We start from the raw sequence: 21,586 nt of genomic DNA on the forward strand, positions 1-21,586 counted from the left end.
TTTTATGCCGTTTGCGCCACCACCACTATCTCGGAGCGAATTTACACCAACTCCACCATTTCCACCGACCGTGATTGTTGCTTTTTTGCTATCGCCATTGCTTGGGTCTAAAAACTTAACGCTCGCGCCGTCTAAGCTACTAGAATCTGCTCCTGTTAAAGAAAGCACGGCTTTGCTTTTATCACCTTCTTGTAAAACATTGAAATTTAGATTTTCAAAATTTGAAATTTGTCCTGCTTTTCGTGTGCCCCAAGTGCTAGTGCTGTTGCCTAGGATTAGGGTATTTTTATTGCCGTTATTTCCACCGCCGACTATGCCAGAGACTTCGCCACCCATGAAATAAACAGCGTTTCCACTCGTTTCACCACCCTGAGTATATCCGCCGTAGATATTTTCGTTAATAGTGCCACCAGACATAATGACAAGGTTATCTTTTGCAGTTCCGTCAGCACCTTCTTTTACTTCGCCACTGTAAGCAGATTTTAGCTCGGTAGTGCCGTTGATGACAACTATATTATCGCTTGTGTTGCCTAGTTCGCTACTGCCACCGACTACGATACCTTTTGCAAATTTTAAGTCATTTATATATGCTCTGTTGCCAACTGCTTCTGAACTTGATAGAGTAGAGGTATTGGCCTTGATACCGCCCGCATATATAGTGTTGCTAGCGTTTGGTATTGTTACATTATCTAAGATAAGCTGATTATAGCGGTTGTTTCCTGTCGCTTTACCTTGCGAATAACCACCAAAAATACTAACAGTGTTGAAATTTAGCTTCGTTCCGCCACTTATAGATAGAGTATTGTATTCACTATCTCCCGCACCATAAGTGGTTCCGCCACGAAGATCTCCATATCTAGCTTTTGTTGAATATCCGCCACCTACTATAACGAGAGTATTATACTTGGCGTGATTTGCGCTATCTATTTCAGCCTGTGCTTGACCACCCCATGCGCTTGCAAATTTTGAATTTTCTATATAAACATGGTTGTTGTAAATTTCACTATCATTGTTTGCATTATTGCTACCTTTTCCACCATAGATACAATAGCTTACATCTGAGTTGCTTATTTCTACTGTATTATTTTTGGCTACACCGCCTTTTCCATCAATTCTACCGCCTATGACAGAAGGGTAAATCTCGATTTTCTTATTAGGGTCATTAGGGTCTGTTTGTTTATCGCCTATTTCAATAGTAGAATCTTTGATTATAAGTTTATTTTCTTGGACAATCGAATTTTCGCTACTAAGATCTGCTACTCTACCGGCAGCAATTATTCTTCCAGAGCTAGGACCTTTAAAATTTACTTGGTCTATTATTTTTATTGTATTGCCAGAAACATTTGAATTTGCAGCCCCTTTTGCATAACCACCATAAGCATCTCTTCTAGGGTCAAATGTGATGCCGTCTGTGGAGGTGCCGCTAATAGTAACCGAAGCACCTGTTGTCAGTAGGTTTCCTGCGTTATCTACGCCTATATAGGGGTTAGAACCTACGGAACCAGTAGGAGTGTTGGTTCCGGTAATTTTATTATCGGCATTTGCGATATTTGCTGCGCTAACAGCAAAGAGCACAGTGGCTAGGACGATACTTCCTCTGCTTTTGTTTAATGTTTTCATCTCAAACTCCTTTGAAATTTAAAAATAACTGAGATTATAACACAAATCGCGCTAAAAAGCAGATAATTTCAAAAAATTTATAAACTTTTTTTGTATTTTTTTTTTTTAATTTTAGGAATTTTGCTCGCAATGACACGAAAATTGCGTTTTGGTAATTTTGGTCGCAAATTGCTTTGCTTTCTGCGAAAGCTCACAATGACAAATAGGGCAAATTTCACCAACAATGATAAAATTTACGAAATTTAAAAATTCGGCACAGTGTTAAATGGGTGTGGATTTAAAATAAAATGGTGGAGTTAAGCGGGATCGAACCGCCGACCTCTTGAATGCCATTCAAGCGCTCTCCCAGCTGAGCTATAACCCCAAAAAGCTCTGTAATTTTACACTTTTTAGCTTATAATGAATTTAAAAAAGAGAAATTTTGCAAATAAAATAAAATTTTAAGTTTTAATTTGCTAAAATCAGCTTTCGTTTTTGACGCGGGAATAGCTCAGTGGTAGAGCGCAACCTTGCCATGGTTGATGTCGCGAGTTCGACTCTCGTTTCCCGCTCCATGATTTTGTATGTGTTGAAAATGTGCCCGGATGGCGGAATTGGTAGACGCAAGGGACTTAAAATCCCTCGGAATTTTTTCTTCCGTGCCGGTTCAAGTCCGGCTCCGGGCACCACCAAAAACGGCTTAGTGTGGCGACATAGCCAAGCGGTAAGGCATGGGCCTGCAAAGCCTTGATCCCCGGTTCGAATCCGGGTGTCGCTTCCAAAACAACAAGGAGAGTCTATGAAATATATAGTTACGATACTTTTAGTTTTGGCGTTTAGCGGGTGTTCAAACACATGGCAAGGCGTGAAACAAGACTCAAAAAACGCTGGTCAATGGACCAAAGAAAAGGTTCATAACGGCGCTGAGTGGGTTAGCGAAAAAACAGAATAATTCTATCGGGAGATGGCTGAGCGGTCGAAAGCGGCGGTCTTGAAAACCGTTGAGGGTAACACCTCCTGGGGTTCGAATCCCTATCTCCCGGCCACTTTTTTAAATCCTTTTAAATTTTTGTTGTGAATTTTGGAGAAATTATAAAATTTTGCGAATTTAGCATGGAATTTTATTTGTATTTCGCGCCATTACGAGCAAAATTTTATTTAATTTGTCATTGCGAGCGAGTGTAACGAGCGTGGCAATCCAGTAAAATTTATAGCGAATTTAAAATTTTAAGAACTGAAATTTATCTGAATTTCCCTGGATTGCTTCGGCGCTATCGCGCCTCGCAATGACAGATTCTGCGAATTTCGCCCTAAAACATCTTCTCGCCTCTGCCCCACAGCGGGATCGGGTGAAATGTCACATACACCTCATCAGGATTTATGCCAAAGCCACGCAACGCCTCGCTCACAAGCCTAACGCAAACCTCGCATTTTTGCTTTTCTACGCTAGTTCCTAGCAGCGAGATTGCGATATATGCGCCGCTATCTAGCGCGTTTTGTGCGATAAAAAGCGCCTTGTCGCACTCTACCGCACTCATTATGCTCTCGCTTTTTTTGCCAAACGCCTCGCTTACAGCCTTACAAAGTGCGCCCGCGACGCTTTGTAGTGTTTTTTCATCAAATTTCGCGCTAAATTTCGCATCGATATACGGCATAAAAACCCCTTAAATTTTAAATTTTCCCGCCTCGCAAATTTCAAATTTTGTGCCGAATTTTAAAATTCGGGCGCAGTATTTACAAGCTTGCGAAGCGAAATTTTAAATTCCACTATTTTACATTAAATAGCCAGCTTGGCTTAATCCCCTCGCGCAAAACGCCGTCGGTGTCGGTGTATTGCTCCAAAGAGCCTGCCTTGACCTGGATACAAAGGAATCTAATCGTCTCATCGCCAGCGCTGATACAGCGTTCGCCGCTTGGGTCGATTTTGAAAATATCGCCCTTAGCGATTGCGATTTCTTCGCCGTCGATGAAAAGCTTACCGCTACCTTCAAGGACGATATAGACCTCTTCGTTTTGGACATGCGCATGCACGAAAGGCACGCTAATGCCCGCTGGCAGAGTGTTTAAGCTAATCTCGCAACCGCTTAGACCCAAAAGCTCTTTAAACTCGACGCGCTCGTTGCTATCGAGCCTTGCAAAAGTATAGTTTTTCATTTTTTCTCCTTAAATAAGATTATTTTAAAATTTCAAGATCGATTAAAAGTCCCGCAAGCCCCTCGCCTGCGACATCGTTTGTGATTTTGCCATTTTCGTCAAAATAGTAAAAATTCATCGTGCTAAACGAAAATTTCGCTCCGTCCGCCTTTTTGCCGTAAAATTCGCCACTCTCGTGTGTGCCGCTACACTCCCATAAAACAGCCACCACAGCGTCGTTTGCGACGATATCTTTGATTTGCCATTTGATATCAGGGAAGCTTTGCCTCATGAAATTTACCACCGAGATATACCCTGCGCCGCCATAAAGCGGGTCTTTGGAAACTGGGGTAAAAAATGTAGCGTTTTGGTTTATTAGCTTCTCTGCCAAGGCGGTATCAGCGGTGTTTATGGCGGTTTGAAAATGCATCATCGCCTCTTTGTTGCACTCGGATTTGGCCCTGCTTTGGTAGCAAATTTGGTTAAAATTTGGCTCTAAGCTTTGGGCTAAATTTGAATTAGCGCATAAAATTTGACCCACCAAAACAGCAAAAATCGCAAATTTTTTCATAAATTTCCTTTGATATCTAATTGATTTTTTTATTAAAATTTTCAATCGCACGGCTTAAAAGCGTATCTAGCGCGTCTAATTCAAATTCGCTAAAATTTTTCGCTAAAATTTTATTTAAATTCTTTGAAATTTCATCAAATTTCGGCTTTAAACTCTCGCCTTTTGGCGTGAGTTTTACATTTACGCTTCTTGCGTCGTTTTTGTCCTTTTCTCGCACCAAATAGCCGTCCATTTCAAGCCTATCAAGCAGGGTTGTAACAGTTGCTTTTGTGCGGTTGATTTTAGTGGCGATTTGGGCTGGACTTAAAATTTTACCCCCAAAAAGATAGTGAAAAATATCCCCGTGGCTGGGTGAAATCCCTAAAATTTCAAGCCTTTTAAATTCGTTTATAATGTAATCGTTCGCACACCTTACAAGAAGTGCGCTTAAAAATATGCTTTTGCGTTCTTTTTTCATTTTTGCCCTAAAATTTAGGGCGTATTATAGTTAGATTTCGAATTAATGTCAAGTCTAGTATTATAAAATTTAACCCCAAATTTGGGGTTAAATTTTATTTCTCGCCCTCTTTTGGCTTGGTGATTTTATCGACAAGCTGTTTTCCTAGCTCGCTTTGGGCTAGCCCTTCTAGCATGGAGGCGATTTTTGTGCCACCACTCGTGCTTAGCACGCTACCAAGCGAATTTAGCCCCTCGCTTACATTGCCGTTGTTTGCGATGATTTTTAGATCTGCGCTAGTTAGGGCTTTGGCCTGCTCTAAGCCGATATCGCGGTTAGCCTTGATTTGCTCGATTGAGATTAGATATGTTTGATAGCCTTCGTTTTCGCCGATTTCGCGCGCTAGCTCGATTTGCGCATTGACAGGGGCTAGCTCTTTTAATCTCAAAGCCTCAGCCTCAGCGGTTCCGATTTTTGCGATACCTTGGCTCTCTTTGTCTTTGATTTCTAAAAGCGCAGCCGCCTCCAAAAACTGCCTTTCTTTATCGCCTTGCGCAATTAGGATTTGGTTTTCTTTTTGGGCTTCGGCTTCCTTGATTTTGGCTGTTTTCTTAGCCTCTGCGTCGATTTCGATTTTGCGCTGTTCTTGCTCGGCTTGGACAATTTCTACTTGCTTTTTAATCTCTGCTTTTTTGACATCTTGGACGCGCACGACCTCCATTGCCTTTTCTTGGGTGATTTTTTCCTGCTCTTTTACCACTTGTTTGGCTTGTTCTTTGCTGATTGCGACCTCGCGCTCTTGCTCGACGGTTTTAAGACCTACGAGTTTTAGGGCTTCTTGCTCTTTGATTTCGGTTTCTCTTTTGGCTTCGATTTCAGCGATTTGGGCGCGTTTGCGGTTTTCGGCGACCTCGACACGGCTGTCTTTTTCGATAGCGGATTTTTTCTTTTCCATTATGTTGAAAATGACCTTTTCGCCCTCTTTGTCTTTAATATCCATTAATTCGATATTTTTCACAGGCGCAATGCCCCAGTTTTCGAGCTGGGATTGAACCGAAACGGTAAAATCCTCGCCTAGGGCTGAGCGGATTGTAAGAATTTCTTCGAGCTCTCGTTTGGCTAAAATCGAGCGGATTGAGCCTTGGATAATATCTGTGAGTTGCTTTTTGAGATCGTCGAAGTCTTTGACCCTTTGGGCGGCTAAATTTGAATCGGCAATGCGGAAAAACGCCGTGATATCCACGACAAATGGCAGCCTACCCACATCGTAAGCTTCGTAAGCCTCGATTTTGATACTAAATACCGAAACTGGCAAAATTATCTTGCTAACGCCTAAAATCGGCACCCAACCCGGGAAATTATAATACACATTTCCATTTCCAGTGTCTTTGCCAAAACTTTGCGTTTTGCGCGCGCTTTGGACGATATGAACCTCGTTTGTCTCCACGACGGTCCTAAAATACATAGCTGCAAGCACACAAATGACCACGATAGCGACCAAACCGCCACCAAATCCAATCAAAACAGGCGAAAACATCACCCCTCCTTATAATAAAATTTAAGGCGCAATTATAAGCAAAATTTGATTTAAATAAAATTTATTCTGTAATTTGCATTCTGGCAGACAGGAAGGGATTCGAACCCTCGGAGGCTTGCACCTCACACGCGTTCCAGGCGTGCTCCTTCGACCACTCGGACACCTGTCTAAAAAGGTTTGGATTATAACTAAAATTTTAAATTTGAAGCTGAAATTTGAAAATTTGCGGAATTTTAAAATTCCGCAAATTTCACCTAAATATCCTATCTATCGGCACAACAGACATATCAGGCGCAGTATCGGCATCAGCCCCTAAAATCTCTTTTAGCTCCTCATCGCTTATGCTAAATCCCCCGCCAAGCGCCTTGTAAGCATTTACGCTAGCTTCTAATTCCTCCAAATCAGCGCCTACTTTGGCAAGTTCTGTGTTTAAAAGATTGCGTTGCGCGTCTAGGAATTCTAAATGGCTAGAATACCCAGCATTATAAAGCTCGGTCGCGTCTTTGTAAATTTTGCGTTGCGAGCTTAGCAAATCGCTCATCGCTTTTTTGCGTTCTTTTGCGTTTTTAAGCGTAGTTAGGGCGTCTTTGACATCGCCAAGAGCCGTTTTTAGTGCCTTGTCATAAGCAATAAAAGATGAGTTTTGATCGACATTTGCGATATCAACCCTCTTTTTAGTTCGCCCAAAATCAAGCAAAGGTCCCACGAGCGAGCCACCGATACTCCACGAGCTAGTAGTCGAGCTAATCAACCTATCAAAATCGCTACTTGCATAGCCAAACGCCCCAGTTAGCGAAATAGTCGGGAAATACCCTGCCTTGGCAACGCCTACAAGGAAATTGCTAGCGCGCAAATCCTCCAAAGCCTTTGCCACATCTGGGCGATGAAGCAAAACATCGCTTGGCACGCCACTTGGGATTTGTGGGGCATTAGGAAGTTTTGCGGCTGTGAGGATTTGCGGATTTACGACCCCGTCGTAGCTTTTGCCGGCTAAAATCGCAAGCGAGGTTTGCACCTGAGAAATTTGGTTTTGCACGGCGATTAGGCTTGCTTTGGCGTTTTGCACAGCGGCACTTGCTTGGCTAAGCGTGATTTGATTTATCGCGCCAGCTTCTAGCTCTTTTTTGCGGTAACTTTGCGTCTGCTCGTAGCTTTTAAGCGATTTAGTTAAAATTCTTTCTTGCTCTTTTAGGGATAAAAGCGCGAAATACGAGCTTGCAACCGCGCTAGTGATTGTGTTTTTGGCTGTTTCATAATCATACTTAGTCCCCATATACTGCGCCGCGCTAGCACCCACGCTGTTTCGCACCCTACCCCAAAAATCAATCTCATAGCTAAGTGGCGCTGAAATCGCGTAAGAAGCGTGAGAATTTGAATCAGGCATATTAGCATAATTATTTTGGCGCATTGCAGAGCCTGAAATTCCGATATTTGGTAGATATTCAAGCTTACTTAGACCCAAATTTAGCCTTGCGCGCTCGATATTATTTAAAGCTAGCATTAAATCAGAATTATTCGCCAAAGCACTATCAATTAGCGCATTTAGCTGGGTGTCGTTGTAGCTTTTCCACCACATTTGGCTCACATTTGTCGCCTCGTATCCAGATCTATACTCGATATGGCGAGTAGGCATATCAGGCTTAAAGCTACAACCGCTAATCAGTGCGCCAGTTAAAATTCCTAGTAAAATTTTAGTTTTCATCTTTTTCCTCTGATTTTATTTTTCGCTTATCTAGCCACGCATTAAAGCTCTCCAAAAGGTAGAAAAATAGCGGCACGAAGAAAATCGCTATCGTCGAAGCAGCCAAAATTCCACCAAGCACGCCAGTTCCTAGCGCGTGACGGCTAGCAGAACCTGCTCCTGTGGCAAGTACCATAGGCAAAACGCCAAGACCAAAAGCCAAAGATGTCATAACAATCGGTCTAAAACGCATTTTTGCAGCACTTATCGCCGCTTCTGCGATACTTTTTCCGCCGTGTTGATACTCTTGCATAGCAAATTCGACGATTAAGATCGCATTTTTTGCTGCAAGTCCGATAAGCAAAATAAGTCCGATTTGAAAATATATATCGTTATTTAATCCCCTAGCCCATGTGAATAAAAGCGCACCAAACACGCTAAATGGCACGGCTGTAAGAACCGCCATTGGCATTAGCCACCTCTCATACTGCGCTGCTAAAATCAAAAATACAAACAAAAGTCCAAACGCAAATGCCTTTGCGCCGGTTCCTGCTGCATTTACCTCTTGATAAGCCGTGCCTGACCAGCCAAGAGTGTATCCAGTAGGGAATTCGCCAAGAATCGTATCTCTAATAGCGTCAATCGCCTGACCAGAAGTATATCCTGGGGCAGGATCGCCCATAAGTCTAGCTGCTGGGAAGCCGTTGAAACGATCGACGATATCAGGGCCTTTGGCGCGTTCTAAATTTACAACCGAATCAAGCGAAACCAAATTTCCACTAGCTGAGCGCACATAAAGCGTCCTTAAATCATTTGGCGTATCGCGGAAGAGTTGCTCTGCTCTCATATAGACGCGGTATGTCTTACCTAAAAGGTTAAAATCGTTTATGTAGTATTGTCCGATAGTCGAATTTATCGTCGTAAAAATATCAGGGATTGAAATTCCAAGCATTTTGATTTTTTCCCTATCTAGGCTTAGATTGTATTGCGGGAAATTTACATCTAGCGTAGAACGGACATTTTGCAAAGCTGGATTTTGCGAAGCTTTGGCGACTATTCGCGCCATATCATCGGCGATTTGTTGATAGTTTTTGCCCGTAGTATTTTCTGCATAAACTTCAAATCCACCAGTCATTGATAGACCATTGATCGGAGGCGGGGTTAGGGCAAAGGTCATCGCGCTTCTATCCATGACAAAAAGCTGTCCAGTTAGCGCGTTTGCGATTGATTGGGCTGATTGGTTTGCCTCAGGACGGACTTCCCAAGGTTTGAGTTTAGAGAAAAATACGCCTGAATTTTCCCTAGCACCACCTGCCATCATATCAAATCCCGCGATTGTGGTGATTGCTTCGACATTTGGGTTTTGTGAAAGTGTGCCACGCAAGAAATCCATGTGTTTTTCAGTAGCTACCAAAGGTCTAGCCGACGGAAGTGTCGAAAAGCCCATTACATAGCCTTTATCCTCGGCTGGCACAAGTCCGCCCGGGGTGATTTTAAATAACTCTAACATCACAAAAATGATAATTCCCACAAGGCACAAAGATAAAATCACATGGCGCAAAATTTTAGCAACACCTGCTGAGAAAAGGCGGGTTGAAAAATCGAAAAATTCGTTAAATTTACGCACTAACCAAAACGGCTCGGCCTCTTTTTTACGAAGTAAAAGCGCACACAGCGCAGGGGTTAGAGTAAGGGCGACAAATCCGGAGAAAACCACAGATGAGACAAGTGTGAGCGCGAATTGTCTTTGGATAACGCCGACAAAGCCCTCCATAAAAGCAACCGGCACGAAAACCGCCGCCAAAACAAGCACAATTGAAATTACCGGACTTACGATCTCGTCCATTGCTTTAATCGTGGCCTCTTTGACACTTAAATTTCGCTCTTCGTGCAAAATTCTCTCCACATTTTCGATAACGATAATAGCATCATCGACGACGATACCGATAGCCAAAACTAGGGCGAAAAGGGTAATTAAATTTATCGAAAATCCAAAAGCGTAAATTCCGATAAACGCTCCACAAATCGATACTGGCACGGCTAGCATTGGAATAATCGTCGCTCTGAAATTTCCTAAAAACATATAGATAACCAAAACGACCAAAATCATCGCTTCAATAAAAGTATGAATAACCTCTTCGATAGAGACTTTTACGAATTCTGTCGTGTCGTATCCGTTGCTATAAGTCAGTGCGCCTGGGAAATTTTGCTTTAACTGCTCCAAACGCGCAGTTACGGCATCAAGCGTAGCAATGGCGTTTGCGCCGTTTTGTTGATAGATGAAAACTGGCGTTGCGTCGTGTCCTTGGTATTTACCATTGATGATAAGGCTCTCAGCCCCAAGCTCGACCCTAGCGACATCTTTTACACGCAAAAATTTACCATCATCACTGGCTCTAATGATTACATTTTCGAACTCTTCGACCGTTTTCAAACGCCCCTCTGGCTGGATTGCATAGACATAAGGGTTACCCAAATCGTTTGGTTGCTCGCCTAGCTTTCCAGCTGGGTATTGGCTATTTTGCTCTCTAATGGCTGCGATTATGTCAGATGATACGACATTATGCTTAGCCATAAGTCCTGGATTTACCCAAATTCTCATCGAATAATCCTTCGTGCCAAGAGCCTGTGCGTCGCCCACACCACTAACGCGTTTTAGCTCATCGACGACATTAATGCTGACATAGTTTTGGATATCAAGCGGGCTCATTTGACCTGTTGGGTCATAAAAGAAAAACGCAGAAAGTATAGATGATGAACGCTCCGTAACGCTAACGCCCATTCTTTGCACTTCGGCTGGAAGCGTGGTTAAGGCTGGATTTACTCTGTTATTTACATTTACGAGTGCTTCTTGTGGATCGGTGCCGACCTTGAAAAACACGCTGATATTTGCCCTACCTGACGAGCTAGACGACGAACTCATATAAATCATATCATCGACGCCGTTGATTGCGTTTTCTAGTGGCGAAGCGACAGTATCAGAGATAGTCTGCGCGTCTGCGCCACTATATGTGGCTGTAACTGAAATTTGAGGCGGGGTTAGTTGTGGGTATTCTTCCACAGGGGCGATAAATAGACAAATCGTTCCAGCAATAACGATAATAATCGAAATAACGCTTGCGAAAACTGGGCGATTGATAAAAAATTTAGAAAACATACTTGCCTACCTAGCCTTTGTCGCGTCTGTTTCTGGCGGAAGCGGGGTTACCTTGGCGCCAACTTGAATTTTTGAAAAATTATCCAAAACAATCAAATCGCCCTCGCTCAAACCCTCTGAAATGGTCATCGTCGTAGAATCCTGCGCTATAACTTTTACGATTTTTTTAGCCACGGTGTTGTTTGCATCTACGACATAAACGATAGAGTTGCTTAAATCTTGCAAAACTGCGATTTGAGGGATTTGGAAGCCATCTTTTTGCACGAAACCATCGACTGAAATTCTAGTGTAAATTCCTGGCTGAATTTCATAATTTAGGTTGTTAAATTGCGCTTTGGCGCTCACGCTTGCAGTCGCGCTATCTACGACGCTATCGATGAATACTACATTTCCTTCATAAATTTTGTCATTAAAGGAAATTGTAGCCTTTGTGTTTTTCATATACCAATCGCTACTGGCTAAATTTCTATCAATTTTCATCTTATCGGTATCAGAAATTCCAAATTTCACATAAATTGGATTTAGTTTTGTAAGTCTGACTAGATTTTCGCCTACGCCCACAAACGAGCCAGTATCTTTTTGCGTATCGCCTACAATGCCGTCAAATGGGGCTTTGACAAGGGCATTATCAAGGTCAATTTTCGCCCGTTCGAAATTTGCCTTAGCCACTTCGTAAGCTGATTTTGCGCCGTCAAATTCGCGCGCTGAAATGGTATTGCTCGCCTTTAATTTCTTAGCGCGCTCGTAATCTGCGCTGGCGTTGTTTAGGCTAGCTTTCGCGCTGTTAAAAATCGCTTGGTAGCGAGATTTGTCGATTTCATAAAGCCCCTCGCCCTTTTCTACGCGCACGCCAGGTGCGAAAAGCTGTTTTTCTATCGTGCCAGAAACCTGCGATTTTAGCGTGACATCTAAATCACTCGCGGTTTCGCCGTTAAATTTTAGCGCGATTGGAACATCGGATTTTTGGGCTTTAAAAACAGCTACTTGAAGCGGCGGCATACCGCCAGCGCCCTTAGCACCTGCTCCTGCGCCCTCTTCTTTTTTTTCGAAATACGAACATCCGCTAAGCAGTGCTAGCGTCGCAATTAGTGAGAAAATTTTCTTCATACAAACCTCGGTTATTAAATTTTAATAATTAAAGTAAAAAGCTGTCGATTTTATCCAAATTCTGCATAACAAATTATTAACACAAAAGTAAATGAAAATTTAATATTTCTAGATTTTTCAGATTTTTTGTGACAAAATCACGGAAAATTTTAATCTAACTTATAAAATTTCGATAAATTTTTAATTTAATATTACTAAATTTTGTTACAATTTTTTTTTGCAACAATTTCATTTTTAAGGAGATATCATGAAATTACTTACTTCATCACTTCTAGCGGCTGCTTGCACATGCGCATTTGCCCTAGATTTACCACAAAATAAGGTCGTAGATGTCGAGTGGCTAAAAGCAAATTTGGCTGATAAAGACCTAGTTTTAATCGACCTTCAAGAAGGCGAAGGATACGGCGCAGGTCATATCAAAGGCGCAGTTGCTTGGAAAGAGGCTGATTTCAGAGAGGCAAGAGGCGAAATGCCAGGATTTATCGCTTCTCCGACTACGGTTGAGAGATTATTTCAAAAAAGCGGTATCAAAGATACTAGCGCAGTAGTTTTCTACAACGACGCAAAAGCCGCTCCTGATTATACACTTTCAACTTTGGCTCTATTCGTATCTGAATACTACGGCCTTACAAACACAGCGATTTTAAACGGCGGAATTGACGCTTGGAAAAAAGCTGGTGGCGAGTTAAGCATAGAGGCCGTCACACCAGAAAAAAGCGATTTTAAAATCACTAAATTTAACAAAGACATCGTTGCGACTGCTTACGATATCGACGAGGCTGTGGTTACAAACAGCGTAGCGCTAATTGACGGCAGAATCGAAGCTCAATACTCTGGCGAAAAAGCTCACCCAAAAGCAGCCAAAGCAGGGCACTTAGAAGGCGTTGATGGAAATATCTTTATCGGCAAACTTGCCAAAGAAAATGACGGAGTTTTTTATATCAACACTGATAAAGAGGCTGTTGGCGAGCTATTTAAAACAGCCGGTCTAGATCCAAACGCACCACAAATTTGGTATTGCAACACAGGCTGGCACGCAAGTGGTGGCTGGTTTGCGACAAAATACATCATGGGAAATGACAAGGTCAAAAACTACGAAGCAAGTATGGTCGAGTATTCGAACCTGCCAAAAAGAAAAGTGCTAAAAGGCGATGAAAAATAATCAAATTTCGATTGATTGCCTAGACTTATGCGCCGACCTGCTCGCCTTTCCAGCGGAGGGTTGGCGCGAGAAATACTGCGCGCTTGGCGAATTTGCAAACGGCGAATTTGCCGAACGCTTCAATAAATTTTCAAATTTCAAATTTAACGATTTAAAAACGCCAAATTTAGACGAAATTATCAGCAATTACATTTTTTATTTTGATTTAAACTCAGCCAAATTCGGCACTTCGCTTCTAGCTGGGGTTTGGTTAGATAAAAAAATGTTTGGCGAGAGTTATAATGAAATTTGCAAATTTTATGAAATTTGTGGTTTTGTGGTGGAAAAAAACTGCGACCACGCCTCAAATTTACTCGCATTTTGCGCGATTTTAGCAGAGCAGGGCGAGTGGGAGAAATTTTTGAAATTTACTAAATTTTTGGACTTTTTAGAGCCTTTGAGTAAAAATTTAGCAAATTTTGAAAATTTAAAAGAATTTGAGTTTATTTTAAATTTTGCCAAATTTTTAATATCAAATTTAAAGGAGCAAAGATGACAAAAGTCGCCAAAACCCCAAAATTTGGGCTTCTTTTTCTATCGCTTGCGCTGTGCGCGGTAGGGCTCGTGGGGATTTGTAGCGTTTTTTTAAATGGCCAAGAAGCTAGCTACAATGTCAGCCGCGAGGTTCCGCTTGGGCTTTTGCTTATGGGATATGCCTTTTTTGTGGGCATTAGCGTAGGAGTTGCCACAATCGCTACGGCCGATCATCTCTTTGGATTTCACGCATTTTCTAAAATTTCACGCCATTTACAGCTTTTGGCTATTGCTGCGCTTTTAGCGGCATTTTGGCTGATTTTTTGGGAGCTTGGAAGCCCTTTTAAACTGCAAGTTTTGCGTTTCGTGCGTTATTACTTTAATTTCGCGGTAGAAAGCCCGATTTGGTGGATGAGCACTTTTTATCTCATCGAAACTCCGCTTTTAATAATCGAGCTAATTTTAATGCTAAAAAACAGCGAAAAAGCTTCGTTTTACGCAGGAATTGTCGCATTTATAATGGGAATAGTCGCTTTTAGCACACTTTCAATGGTCTTTGCCGTAAATTCAGCTAGACCGATTTGGAATACGCCAAGCTTTACCATTTCATTTATTTTAGGGGCTTTGATCTGTGGCGTAAGCGTGATTTTTGCCTTTGTAAATTTAAGCAAAAAAGCCCTAAATGAGCGAATTTTGCGAAATTTGAATATTTTTATGTTTTTATTGCTTTTGGCTGTTTTATTTATAAATTTTTGGAACGCAGTGATTTCAAGCTATGGCACAGGAAGCTATCTAGCCAAAAATTTCGAAGTTTTTACAAACGGAAATTTGTCATTTAATTTCTATTTTTTTGAAATTTGCATTGGAATTTTGCTTCCGATGATTTTGCTTATTTTGTCTAAATTTCAAAATTTAAAAATTTCATTTTTGGCTGGAATTTTAGCCATTATCGGCGTATTTTTTGCTAGGTTTGACGGCATTGTGGGCGGTCAGCTTGTAAAAGTCGAGAGCGAATTTTTAGGCAAGATAGAGTTTGGCTCATACTGCCCAAGCGTGGCAGAAATTACGATTTTTATCTCAGGCATTGGCGTAATGCTCTTTATTTACGCACTTGGAAAAACATTTTTAAATTTGGAGAGTGAAAAATGAGAGAGCTTAAAATAACAAGACGAAATTTCCTAAAAATGGCTTCTAGCGTAGCTGTTGCCGGAACTGCCGGACTTACAGGGCTACCAAATCCGCTAATGGCAAAAACGCATAAAAACTCAAAAGAGCTTTCAAATTTATTAGAATACGACGAGGGGGTAAAAACTCCAAATTACTGCGAAATGTGTTTTTGGAATTGTGGCGTAAATGTTTTTACAAGGGACGGCAAAATTCACAAAATCGAAGGAAACAAGCTAAATCCATACAATTACGGCACGATTTGCGCTAAGGGAAATGCGGGGGTTTATTCTACTTACGATCCAGATCGCTTAAAATACCCGATGATTAGAGTCGGCAAACGGGGCGAAGGCAAATGGAAAAAGGTCAGCTGGGACGAAGCATTTGACTTCGTGCATGAAAATTTAGAAAAAATCATCGACAAATACGGTGCAAAAAGCATTGCAGCTTTTGCTCATGGAAGCTGTTCAAGCTATTTTCACAAATTTGCCACCTTACTTGGCACTCCAAATGTAAGCTATGCTTCATTTTCAGAGTGTCGTGGCAGTAGAGCGATTGGCTGGTCTTTGACATTTGGCGGTGGCGGTATCGGGGGTCATGAAAACTACGACATGGCAAACACCAAATATATGATTTTATTTGGCAGAAATATGGCAGGAGCGATTCAGGTTAGAGAAGCAAGAGATTTTATGGAGGGCTTGGCAAATGGCGCAAAACTCGTCTATGTCGATCCTAGACAGAGCGAAAGTGCGATTAGAGCGCACAAATGGCTTCGCATAAAACCGGGGTGCGATATGGCACTAGCACTAGCGCTAATCCATGTCATAATTAGAGATAATCTAGCAAATATGGAATTTATCAATAAATACTGCTACGGCTTTGATAAACTAGCCCGTCATGTCAAACAATACACCCCAAAATGGGCAGAAGAAATTTGCGGTATAAAAGCCGAAGAGATAGAAGAAGTAGCGTGGGAATTTGCCAGATTTGCTCCGCATGTCCTAGCTATCGCACCGCGTAGATTTTCAAGATACGCAAACGATACGCAAACAGCAAGAGCAATTGCGATATTAAATGCGATTATGGGAAATTACGGCGTAAAGGGCGGAACTTGGGTAAATCAAAGTATAAATTTAGCCAAGCTCCCAAAAGATGATGACGCACCGGCTGTAAGGGAGCCAAGGGCTGATGGCGTTGGGGTTAGGTGGCCGTTTAACCCTGCAAATTTAGGGCTAAGTGGCGAAATTTATCGCGCGACTTTAAGCGAACAGCCATATCCGATAAAAGCGTGGCTGACCTACGATACAAATCCGCTAGGACATACGGCAGTCGAAGCAAACGGCGTTATGAAATCGATCGAAAAGCTAGATTTTATTATGTCGATAGATACACAGATGAACGATTTTTGTCAGTATTGCGACATAGTTTTGCCTGAAAGCACATATTTAGAAAAAGACGACGGGCCATATATCCAAAAATACGATGTGCCGTTTGTGGCTGTGAGAAAGGCTGCGATTAAGCCGCTACATGATACTAAGCATGTTTTTGACATAGTGCGTGGGATTTGCAAACGCTTTGATATGGACGAGTATTTTACCATTTCGCCAAGCGATGCGATAAATAATTTCGTAAATTCGCTTAGCCCCGAAGATAAAGAAAAATTTGAAAAAGACGGCATTTTGTGCGATTATTTAGCCGATGCGTATCCACAAAGTAGCGGTAAGCCACTAAGCTTCCCTACTAGCACGGGCAAAATTCATCTATACAACCCTGATATGGAAAAAATGTATGAAGAATACGGAGATGTTTGTGCGCCACTGCCTACTTGGGTAGCACCGCCACAGCCAAAAGAAGGCGAGTTTAGACTGCTTTTTGGCAGGGGTCCGGCGCACTCTCACGCAAGAAGCCAAAATAACAAGCTCTTACTCGAACTTGAAGATGATAGCCCGATTTGGATAAATCCTGATGACGCGGCAAATTTAGGTTTAAAAACTGGCGATAAAGTCATAATGATAAATGCTAAAACAGGGCTTAAATCAAAACCGCAAAATATAAAAATCACAAAGCGAATAACTGAGGGAAATGTCTTTATCCACCACGGCTTTGGGCATGTTAGCAAAGAGTGGAAGAGCGGCTTTGATAAAGGCATTAGCGATGTTTATTTTTGCAGTAATAGCGTCGATCCTGTTAGTGGTTGTAGCGGCTTAAACAACGGCTTTGTTAGACTTGAAAGGGCGTAAGATGAACTCACTAATAAATAAAAATCACAAAAAAGAAAAAAACCTAGCTATGGTGATTATCGGTGATCGCTGTATCGGGTGCGATGCGTGTTATGTAGCGTGTAAAACCGAGTGGGAAGTGCCGCTTTTCAAAGAAGCGTATCGCACAAGGGTTTTTGAAGTCGAAAACGAAGACAACGCAGGAAATCCGATTTTAAACTTTTTGCCTGTGCTTTGTAACCACTGCGAAAACTCCCCGTGCGTGGCAGTTTGTCCGACAGAAGCTAGTTTCAAGCGTGAAAAAGACGGCATAGTTATAGTCGATCCGTCCCTTTGCATAGGCTGCAAGGCGTGTATGGTAGCCTGTCCTTACAACGCCAGATACTACAATGAACACAAACAAACCGTCGATAAATGCACATTTTGCGCCCCAAGAGTGGATAAAGGTTTGCTTCCGGCTTGTGTAACCACCTGCGTGGGAAAATCGCGAAATTTTGGCGATTTAAATGACCCAAATAGTGATGTTTCGCAAATTTTGGCGCGCGCGACCTCCATTACTCGCCTAAAAGAGAGTGACGGACTTGAACCAAATGTCTATTATGTGACGATAAATTCATAGGAGAAAATGATGAAAAAGATAATTTTAAGCATGGTTTTACTTTGCAATTTTGGTTTTGCGGAGAATTTGCAAAGCTACAATACTTCAAAAGCGCAGGCGGAGCATTTTGTAAATTTATCACGCGAAGCTGTGGCAAAAAACAATCTCACGCTTGCTAGGGCATACGCAAAAAAGGCGATTCAAGCAGACGCTTACAACAAAAAAGCGTGGGAAAGCTATGATGATGTCATTCAACGCTTAGCCGATGAAGGCTTGATAGATGAGTTTGGCGCCAAAGCCGATGAAAGCGAAGCTGCCGCGCCGAAAGCCAGTGGCGCACCAGCGCAGTTTGAGGGTTGCTAGTGAGAAGAATTTGCGAAATTTTAAAAGGGCTAAATTTTAAAATTTTCGCAAATTTTGCTATTTTGTTTTTTTCGCTAAGCGCATTTTCGCAGATAAACTCATGCACCGCTTGCCACGAAAATTACGGCTCACTAAGCCCCTCACACGATGAGGTTGCCTGTCAGAGCTGCCATGGGGGCAACGAGATTGCTAACGAAAAATCGCTCGCTCACATCGCCCTAATCCCAAATCCAGCCACGCTAGAAAACGCCAAAAGCCGTTGTGCGCGCTGTCACAAGGACCAAATCGCCCGCGTTAGCACTACAGTAATGCAAACCCAAAATCCAATCAAGCAAAATTTGCTAGGCGAGTGGGCGAAGCAGGGCGCGAGCTCTGATTTTAGCGCAGAGCAAATCGAAAAATTCGCCAAGGACCACTACGCCAAAGCCTGCGCCAGTTGTCATATCTCGCAAGAAAAAGAGGTTTTTATAAATCAAAATATCGCCAAAGGTGGCGGGTGTGGGGCGTGCCATAAGGCTTCGAATTTAGATGAGAATTTCTTGCTCTCCCCGTTTTTCGCCAGCAAAAATGCAAATTCTGCGCCAAATTTAAGCGCAAATTCCGGCGTAAATTCCGGCGCGCACGCAACCTCCCCAAATACTGCGCCCAAAACCCACACGCGATTTTCCACCGCAATCCCTAGCCAAAACTGCCTAGCCTGCCACAACCGCTCGGCTCGCATTGGTTTTGCATATTATGGAAAATTCGAAAGCGAGGGAAGCAAGGCGCCTTTCGAGCAGAGCCATACGCTATCCGACGGGCGCCATTTCCACGATTTGCGCGCCGATATTCACTACGAAAGGGCAGGGTTAGAGTGCGTGGATTGCCATACTAGCCTTGGGGTAATGGGCGATAAAAAAAACCACGCAAATATGAGAGAGGCCGTAATTATCGCATGCGAGGACTGCCACGCGCCAAATTTTGCCACGCCAAACGAGACGGCGCGAAATTTAGCAAAAACAAATCCAAATATCCCAGATAGCGCGCTCATCGCCTACACAAAAAAGGGAAATTTCCCACTTTACAATGTCACCAAAGTAGGCGAAAAAGCAGTTCTTACGCGCAAAAAAGACGGAGCAAAATTTGAAATTTCAGCGCTAAAACACCCAGCGCACGAGCCTTTGCACGCAAATTTATCCTGCCAAGCCTGCCACGAAAAAAGCGTAGCAAGCTGTTTTGGTTGCCACGAGCAAAGATTTGCGGGCGCAAAGCAGTTTGAGTGGCAAAAGGGCGAATACAGCGAGGGTGCGTGGAGCGAAATGCGCAGTTTTTTGCGCTTCGAAGACCCAGCTTTGGGCGTGAGAAATGACGGCAAAATCGCAAACCTCGCCCCAGGCTGTCAGGTCGTGGCTAGTATCTACGAAAATGGCGCCACGAAGCACTTTGACGCCCTTAGCCTAGCTAGCTGGGCGCAACACAGCGTTGGCAAGAGCAAAACCTGCGTCTCTTGCCACTTCTCGCCTACTGCGCTAGGGCTTGGGCGCGGTGTTTTGGGCTATAAAAACGGCGAGATTTCATTTAGCCCAAATTTGGCAAATTTTGGCGAGTTAAATTTCGCCCTTGACGCCTTTGCTAGCCCAAAAGGAGCGCAAAATCAAATCATTTCTAAAAACGATTCCACGCTAAGCTTAGCTCAAATGAAAAAAATCCTTGATGCCTATGCCTGCGCTATCTGCCACGATCGCTACGATGATAAAATTTATGCCGATTTTAACGCCTCAAAAGCGAAATTTAGGGCAGGGGAGACGAAATGTTTAGAGTGATAAATTTGATATTTTTTGCGCTTTTAAATTTCGCTTTTGCTCAAAATTTATCCTGCGAAAACTGCCATAAAATCGAAAAATTTGACGCGCAAAATCACAATTTTTCATGCGAAAGTTGTCATAAAAGCAAAATTTCGCCCTCAGATTTCCCGCAAAGCTTAGCCAAATTTGGCGGATTTTCGCACGAAAATATCATCGCTCACCCAGCAAGCCCCGCGCATTATGGCGAGTTTTGTGGCAGCTGTCACGCAAAGCAAATCAGCGAATTTGAAAAAAGCAACCATTTCACGCACAAAAACGAGATAAAAACGATTTTTAGCGCATTTAATATGGATTTAAATCTTAGTTTGCAAGATTTTTTAAGCCAAAATTTGCCAAATTTAAGCGAGAAAGAGCGCGTGGTAGCAGACTTCGTGGAGCGCAAATGCCTAAAATGCCACGCCTTTGATAATGGCGAGAATTCCCTATTTTCCGCTCATGGAAAGGGTTGCATGGCATGCCACGCTAGCTACGCACCCAGCGCGCATTACGGCGGCAGCGACACAAATACTAGCGCGCGCCCTCACTCGCGCACTCACACGCTCTCGCACGCGGATAACGAAGTTTGCGCCTCTTGCCACAACAAATACTTCATCGGCGCCGATTTTATGGGGCTTTTCCCACAAAACACGCACAAAGACTACCGCACGCCGTTGCAAAAAAATGGAAATTTCCCAGGGCTAAGACACGGCGTAACATACGCAAATTTGCGCCCTGACGCACATTTTAGCGCGGGGCTAGTGTGCGCGGATTGCCACAAAATGAGCGAAACCAAAAGCTGTGAAGCCTGCCACGAAACCGCCACGCAAAATAACACCTCACACAAATTCCACCAAAATTTAGAGTGCGCCACCTGCCACAGCGCATGGGGTGGGAGTTTTTACGAGCTAAATGCTATGCTTGATTTTAGCAAGGATTACGAAAACTGGCAAAATTTAATCGAATTTGACGCGAGCACCAAGCGATTTAACGCACGCGCCCTACGCCAAAATACACGCCATGCGCCATTTTCGCGCACACTTGGAGGCGAGAGAAAACCTGGCATTTGGCATAGCGCATTTAGTTTAGAACGCTTCGAAAATGTCCTTTTGGTGCGCAAAAATAACGGCAAAATCGCCCTTGCGCGTCCTGTGTTTGGCTACAATCTTAGCATAAAAGATGAAAATGCTAGCGTGGCTAAATTTGGCGAGAGTGGCGAGAGATTCGAGGTTTGGAAGCCGTTTTCGCCTCATAGCGTGCAAAAAATCGGCAAATCCTGCGAAGCCTGCCACGAAAATCCGCTCCAAAGCGGAGAAACTCACGGCGGTATTAGCGAGCTTTTCGCGCCTAAATTTTGCGAAAATCCTAGGCAAAAAAACTGCGCCAAACTGCTTGACGCTAGCCCTTTAAACGAGCGTGAAATGCAGAATTTAAAGTCGATTTTATACAAAAAAACAAGAGCAAAGGAAATTTTAAATCTAAATTAGAAATTCCGCAAAATTTGCGGAATTTCGCTGTATTTTTAA

17 protein-coding genes, 6 tRNA genes and 1 pseudogene are annotated in these 21,586 nt (G+C 42.8%); 13 read left to right on the forward strand and 11 right to left on the reverse strand.

All coding sequences use genetic code 11. From position 1 onward, the window contains the following. Window positions 1-1,620, reverse strand: a pseudogene (locus OFN67_RS06045) (hypothetical protein); the annotation flags it as partial. Window positions 1,621-1,908: 288 nt separating this feature from the next. Then, window positions 1,909-1,984: transfer RNA gene (locus tag OFN67_RS06050), tRNA-Ala, on the reverse strand. A 115-nt stretch (window positions 1,985-2,099) separates the two neighbouring features. Here OFN67_RS06050 and OFN67_RS06055 point away from each other — a divergent pair. The 5 genes from OFN67_RS06055 to OFN67_RS06075 all read left to right on the forward strand — a co-directional run bounded on the left by OFN67_RS06055 (window position 2,100) and on the right by OFN67_RS06075 (window position 2,645). After that, a tRNA-Gly gene (locus OFN67_RS06055) sits at window positions 2,100-2,174 on the forward strand. A gap of 24 nt (window positions 2,175-2,198) precedes the next feature. Then, a tRNA-Leu gene (locus OFN67_RS06060) sits at window positions 2,199-2,288 on the forward strand. 18 nt (window positions 2,289-2,306) lie between these two features. Next, window positions 2,307-2,380: transfer RNA gene (locus OFN67_RS06065), tRNA-Cys, on the forward strand. 18 nt (window positions 2,381-2,398) lie between these two features. Continuing rightward, window positions 2,399-2,551 (forward strand): hypothetical protein, encoded by a 153-nt coding sequence (locus OFN67_RS06070; protein WP_270858610.1) that lies wholly within the window; start codon window positions 2,399-2,401, stop codon window positions 2,549-2,551. Window positions 2,552-2,557: 6 nt separating this feature from the next. Then, window positions 2,558-2,645 (forward strand) — tRNA-Ser (locus tag OFN67_RS06075). A 264-nt stretch (window positions 2,646-2,909) separates the two neighbouring features. Here OFN67_RS06075 and OFN67_RS06080 read toward each other — a convergent pair. The 9 genes from OFN67_RS06080 to OFN67_RS06120 form a co-directional block, all read right to left on the reverse strand. Continuing rightward, window positions 2,910-3,254, reverse strand: a complete 345-nt coding sequence (locus tag OFN67_RS06080; protein ID WP_270868661.1) for a phenylpyruvate tautomerase MIF-related protein — start codon at window positions 3,252-3,254, stop codon at window positions 2,910-2,912. A gap of 112 nt (window positions 3,255-3,366) precedes the next feature. Next, a complete protein-coding gene (locus OFN67_RS06085; RefSeq protein ID WP_270862665.1) occupies window positions 3,367-3,753 on the reverse strand; it encodes a cupin domain-containing protein in 387 nt (128 codons plus the stop codon). A gap of 19 nt (window positions 3,754-3,772) precedes the next feature. Further along, window positions 3,773-4,303, reverse strand: coding sequence for an ester cyclase (locus tag OFN67_RS06090; RefSeq protein WP_270868660.1), 531 nt, complete (start codon window positions 4,301-4,303; stop codon window positions 3,773-3,775). A 16-nt stretch (window positions 4,304-4,319) separates the two neighbouring features. After that, window positions 4,320-4,760, reverse strand: a complete 441-nt coding sequence (locus OFN67_RS06095) for a MarR family winged helix-turn-helix transcriptional regulator (protein ID WP_270868659.1) — start codon at window positions 4,758-4,760, stop codon at window positions 4,320-4,322. Window positions 4,761-4,854: 94 nt separating this feature from the next. Beyond that, window positions 4,855-6,276, reverse strand: coding sequence for an SPFH domain-containing protein (locus tag OFN67_RS06100; protein WP_270865724.1), 1,422 nt, complete (start codon window positions 6,274-6,276; stop codon window positions 4,855-4,857). Between the two features lie 81 nt (window positions 6,277-6,357). Continuing rightward, window positions 6,358-6,445 (reverse strand) — tRNA-Ser (locus tag OFN67_RS06105). A gap of 81 nt (window positions 6,446-6,526) precedes the next feature. After that, window positions 6,527-7,978, reverse strand: a complete 1,452-nt coding sequence (locus tag OFN67_RS06110) for an efflux transporter outer membrane subunit (RefSeq protein ID WP_270868658.1) — start codon at window positions 7,976-7,978, stop codon at window positions 6,527-6,529. Then, window positions 7,968-11,114, reverse strand: a complete 3,147-nt coding sequence (locus OFN67_RS06115) for an efflux RND transporter permease subunit (protein WP_270868657.1) — start codon at window positions 11,112-11,114, stop codon at window positions 7,968-7,970. The genes OFN67_RS06110 and OFN67_RS06115 overlap by 11 nt, the downstream gene beginning before the upstream one ends. Before the next feature lie 6 nt (window positions 11,115-11,120). Further along, window positions 11,121-12,221 (reverse strand): efflux RND transporter periplasmic adaptor subunit, encoded by a 1,101-nt coding sequence (locus OFN67_RS06120; protein ID WP_270868656.1) that lies wholly within the window; start codon window positions 12,219-12,221, stop codon window positions 11,121-11,123. Window positions 12,222-12,468: 247 nt separating this feature from the next. On the opposite strand from OFN67_RS06120, the gene OFN67_RS06125 reads away from it, so the two are divergent. From OFN67_RS06125 to OFN67_RS06160, 8 genes are read left to right on the forward strand one after another with little or no spacing between them, the layout of a single operon-like run. Continuing rightward, window positions 12,469-13,383, forward strand: coding sequence for a sulfurtransferase (locus OFN67_RS06125; protein ID WP_270868655.1), 915 nt, complete (start codon window positions 12,469-12,471; stop codon window positions 13,381-13,383). Beyond that, the gene (locus OFN67_RS06130) at window positions 13,373-13,918 is read left to right on the forward strand and encodes a molecular chaperone TorD family protein (RefSeq protein WP_270868654.1); all 546 of its coding nucleotides are present in this window, start codon (window positions 13,373-13,375) and stop codon (window positions 13,916-13,918) included. Before OFN67_RS06125 ends, OFN67_RS06130 begins: the two co-directional genes overlap by 11 nt. Continuing rightward, complete coding sequence (gene nrfD / locus OFN67_RS06135) at window positions 13,915-15,045, forward strand: NrfD/PsrC family molybdoenzyme membrane anchor subunit (RefSeq protein ID WP_270868653.1); 1,131 nt, start codon at window positions 13,915-13,917, stop codon at window positions 15,043-15,045. Before OFN67_RS06130 ends, nrfD begins: the two co-directional genes overlap by 4 nt. Beyond that, window positions 15,042-17,300, forward strand: coding sequence for a molybdopterin-dependent oxidoreductase (locus OFN67_RS06140; protein ID WP_270868652.1), 2,259 nt, complete (start codon window positions 15,042-15,044; stop codon window positions 17,298-17,300). The genes nrfD and OFN67_RS06140 overlap by 4 nt, the downstream gene beginning before the upstream one ends. 1 nt (window position 17,301) lies before the next feature. Then, window positions 17,302-17,898 (forward strand): 4Fe-4S dicluster domain-containing protein, encoded by a 597-nt coding sequence (locus OFN67_RS06145; protein ID WP_270868651.1) that lies wholly within the window; start codon window positions 17,302-17,304, stop codon window positions 17,896-17,898. A 9-nt stretch (window positions 17,899-17,907) separates the two neighbouring features. Next, window positions 17,908-18,240 (forward strand): hypothetical protein, encoded by a 333-nt coding sequence (locus OFN67_RS06150; RefSeq protein ID WP_270868650.1) that lies wholly within the window; start codon window positions 17,908-17,910, stop codon window positions 18,238-18,240. After that, window positions 18,240-20,042 (forward strand): hypothetical protein, encoded by a 1,803-nt coding sequence (locus tag OFN67_RS06155; RefSeq protein WP_270868649.1) that lies wholly within the window; start codon window positions 18,240-18,242, stop codon window positions 20,040-20,042. The genes OFN67_RS06150 and OFN67_RS06155 overlap by 1 nt, the downstream gene beginning before the upstream one ends. Continuing rightward, a complete protein-coding gene (locus tag OFN67_RS06160) occupies window positions 20,030-21,547 on the forward strand; it encodes a hypothetical protein (RefSeq protein ID WP_270868648.1) in 1,518 nt (505 codons plus the stop codon). Before OFN67_RS06155 ends, OFN67_RS06160 begins: the two co-directional genes overlap by 13 nt. The last annotated feature ends 39 nt before the right edge of the window (window positions 21,548-21,586 follow it).

This window comes from Campylobacter sp. JMF_11 EL3 (genome assembly GCF_027736965.1).
Classification (GTDB): Bacteria; Campylobacterota; Campylobacteria; order Campylobacterales; family Campylobacteraceae; genus Campylobacter_B.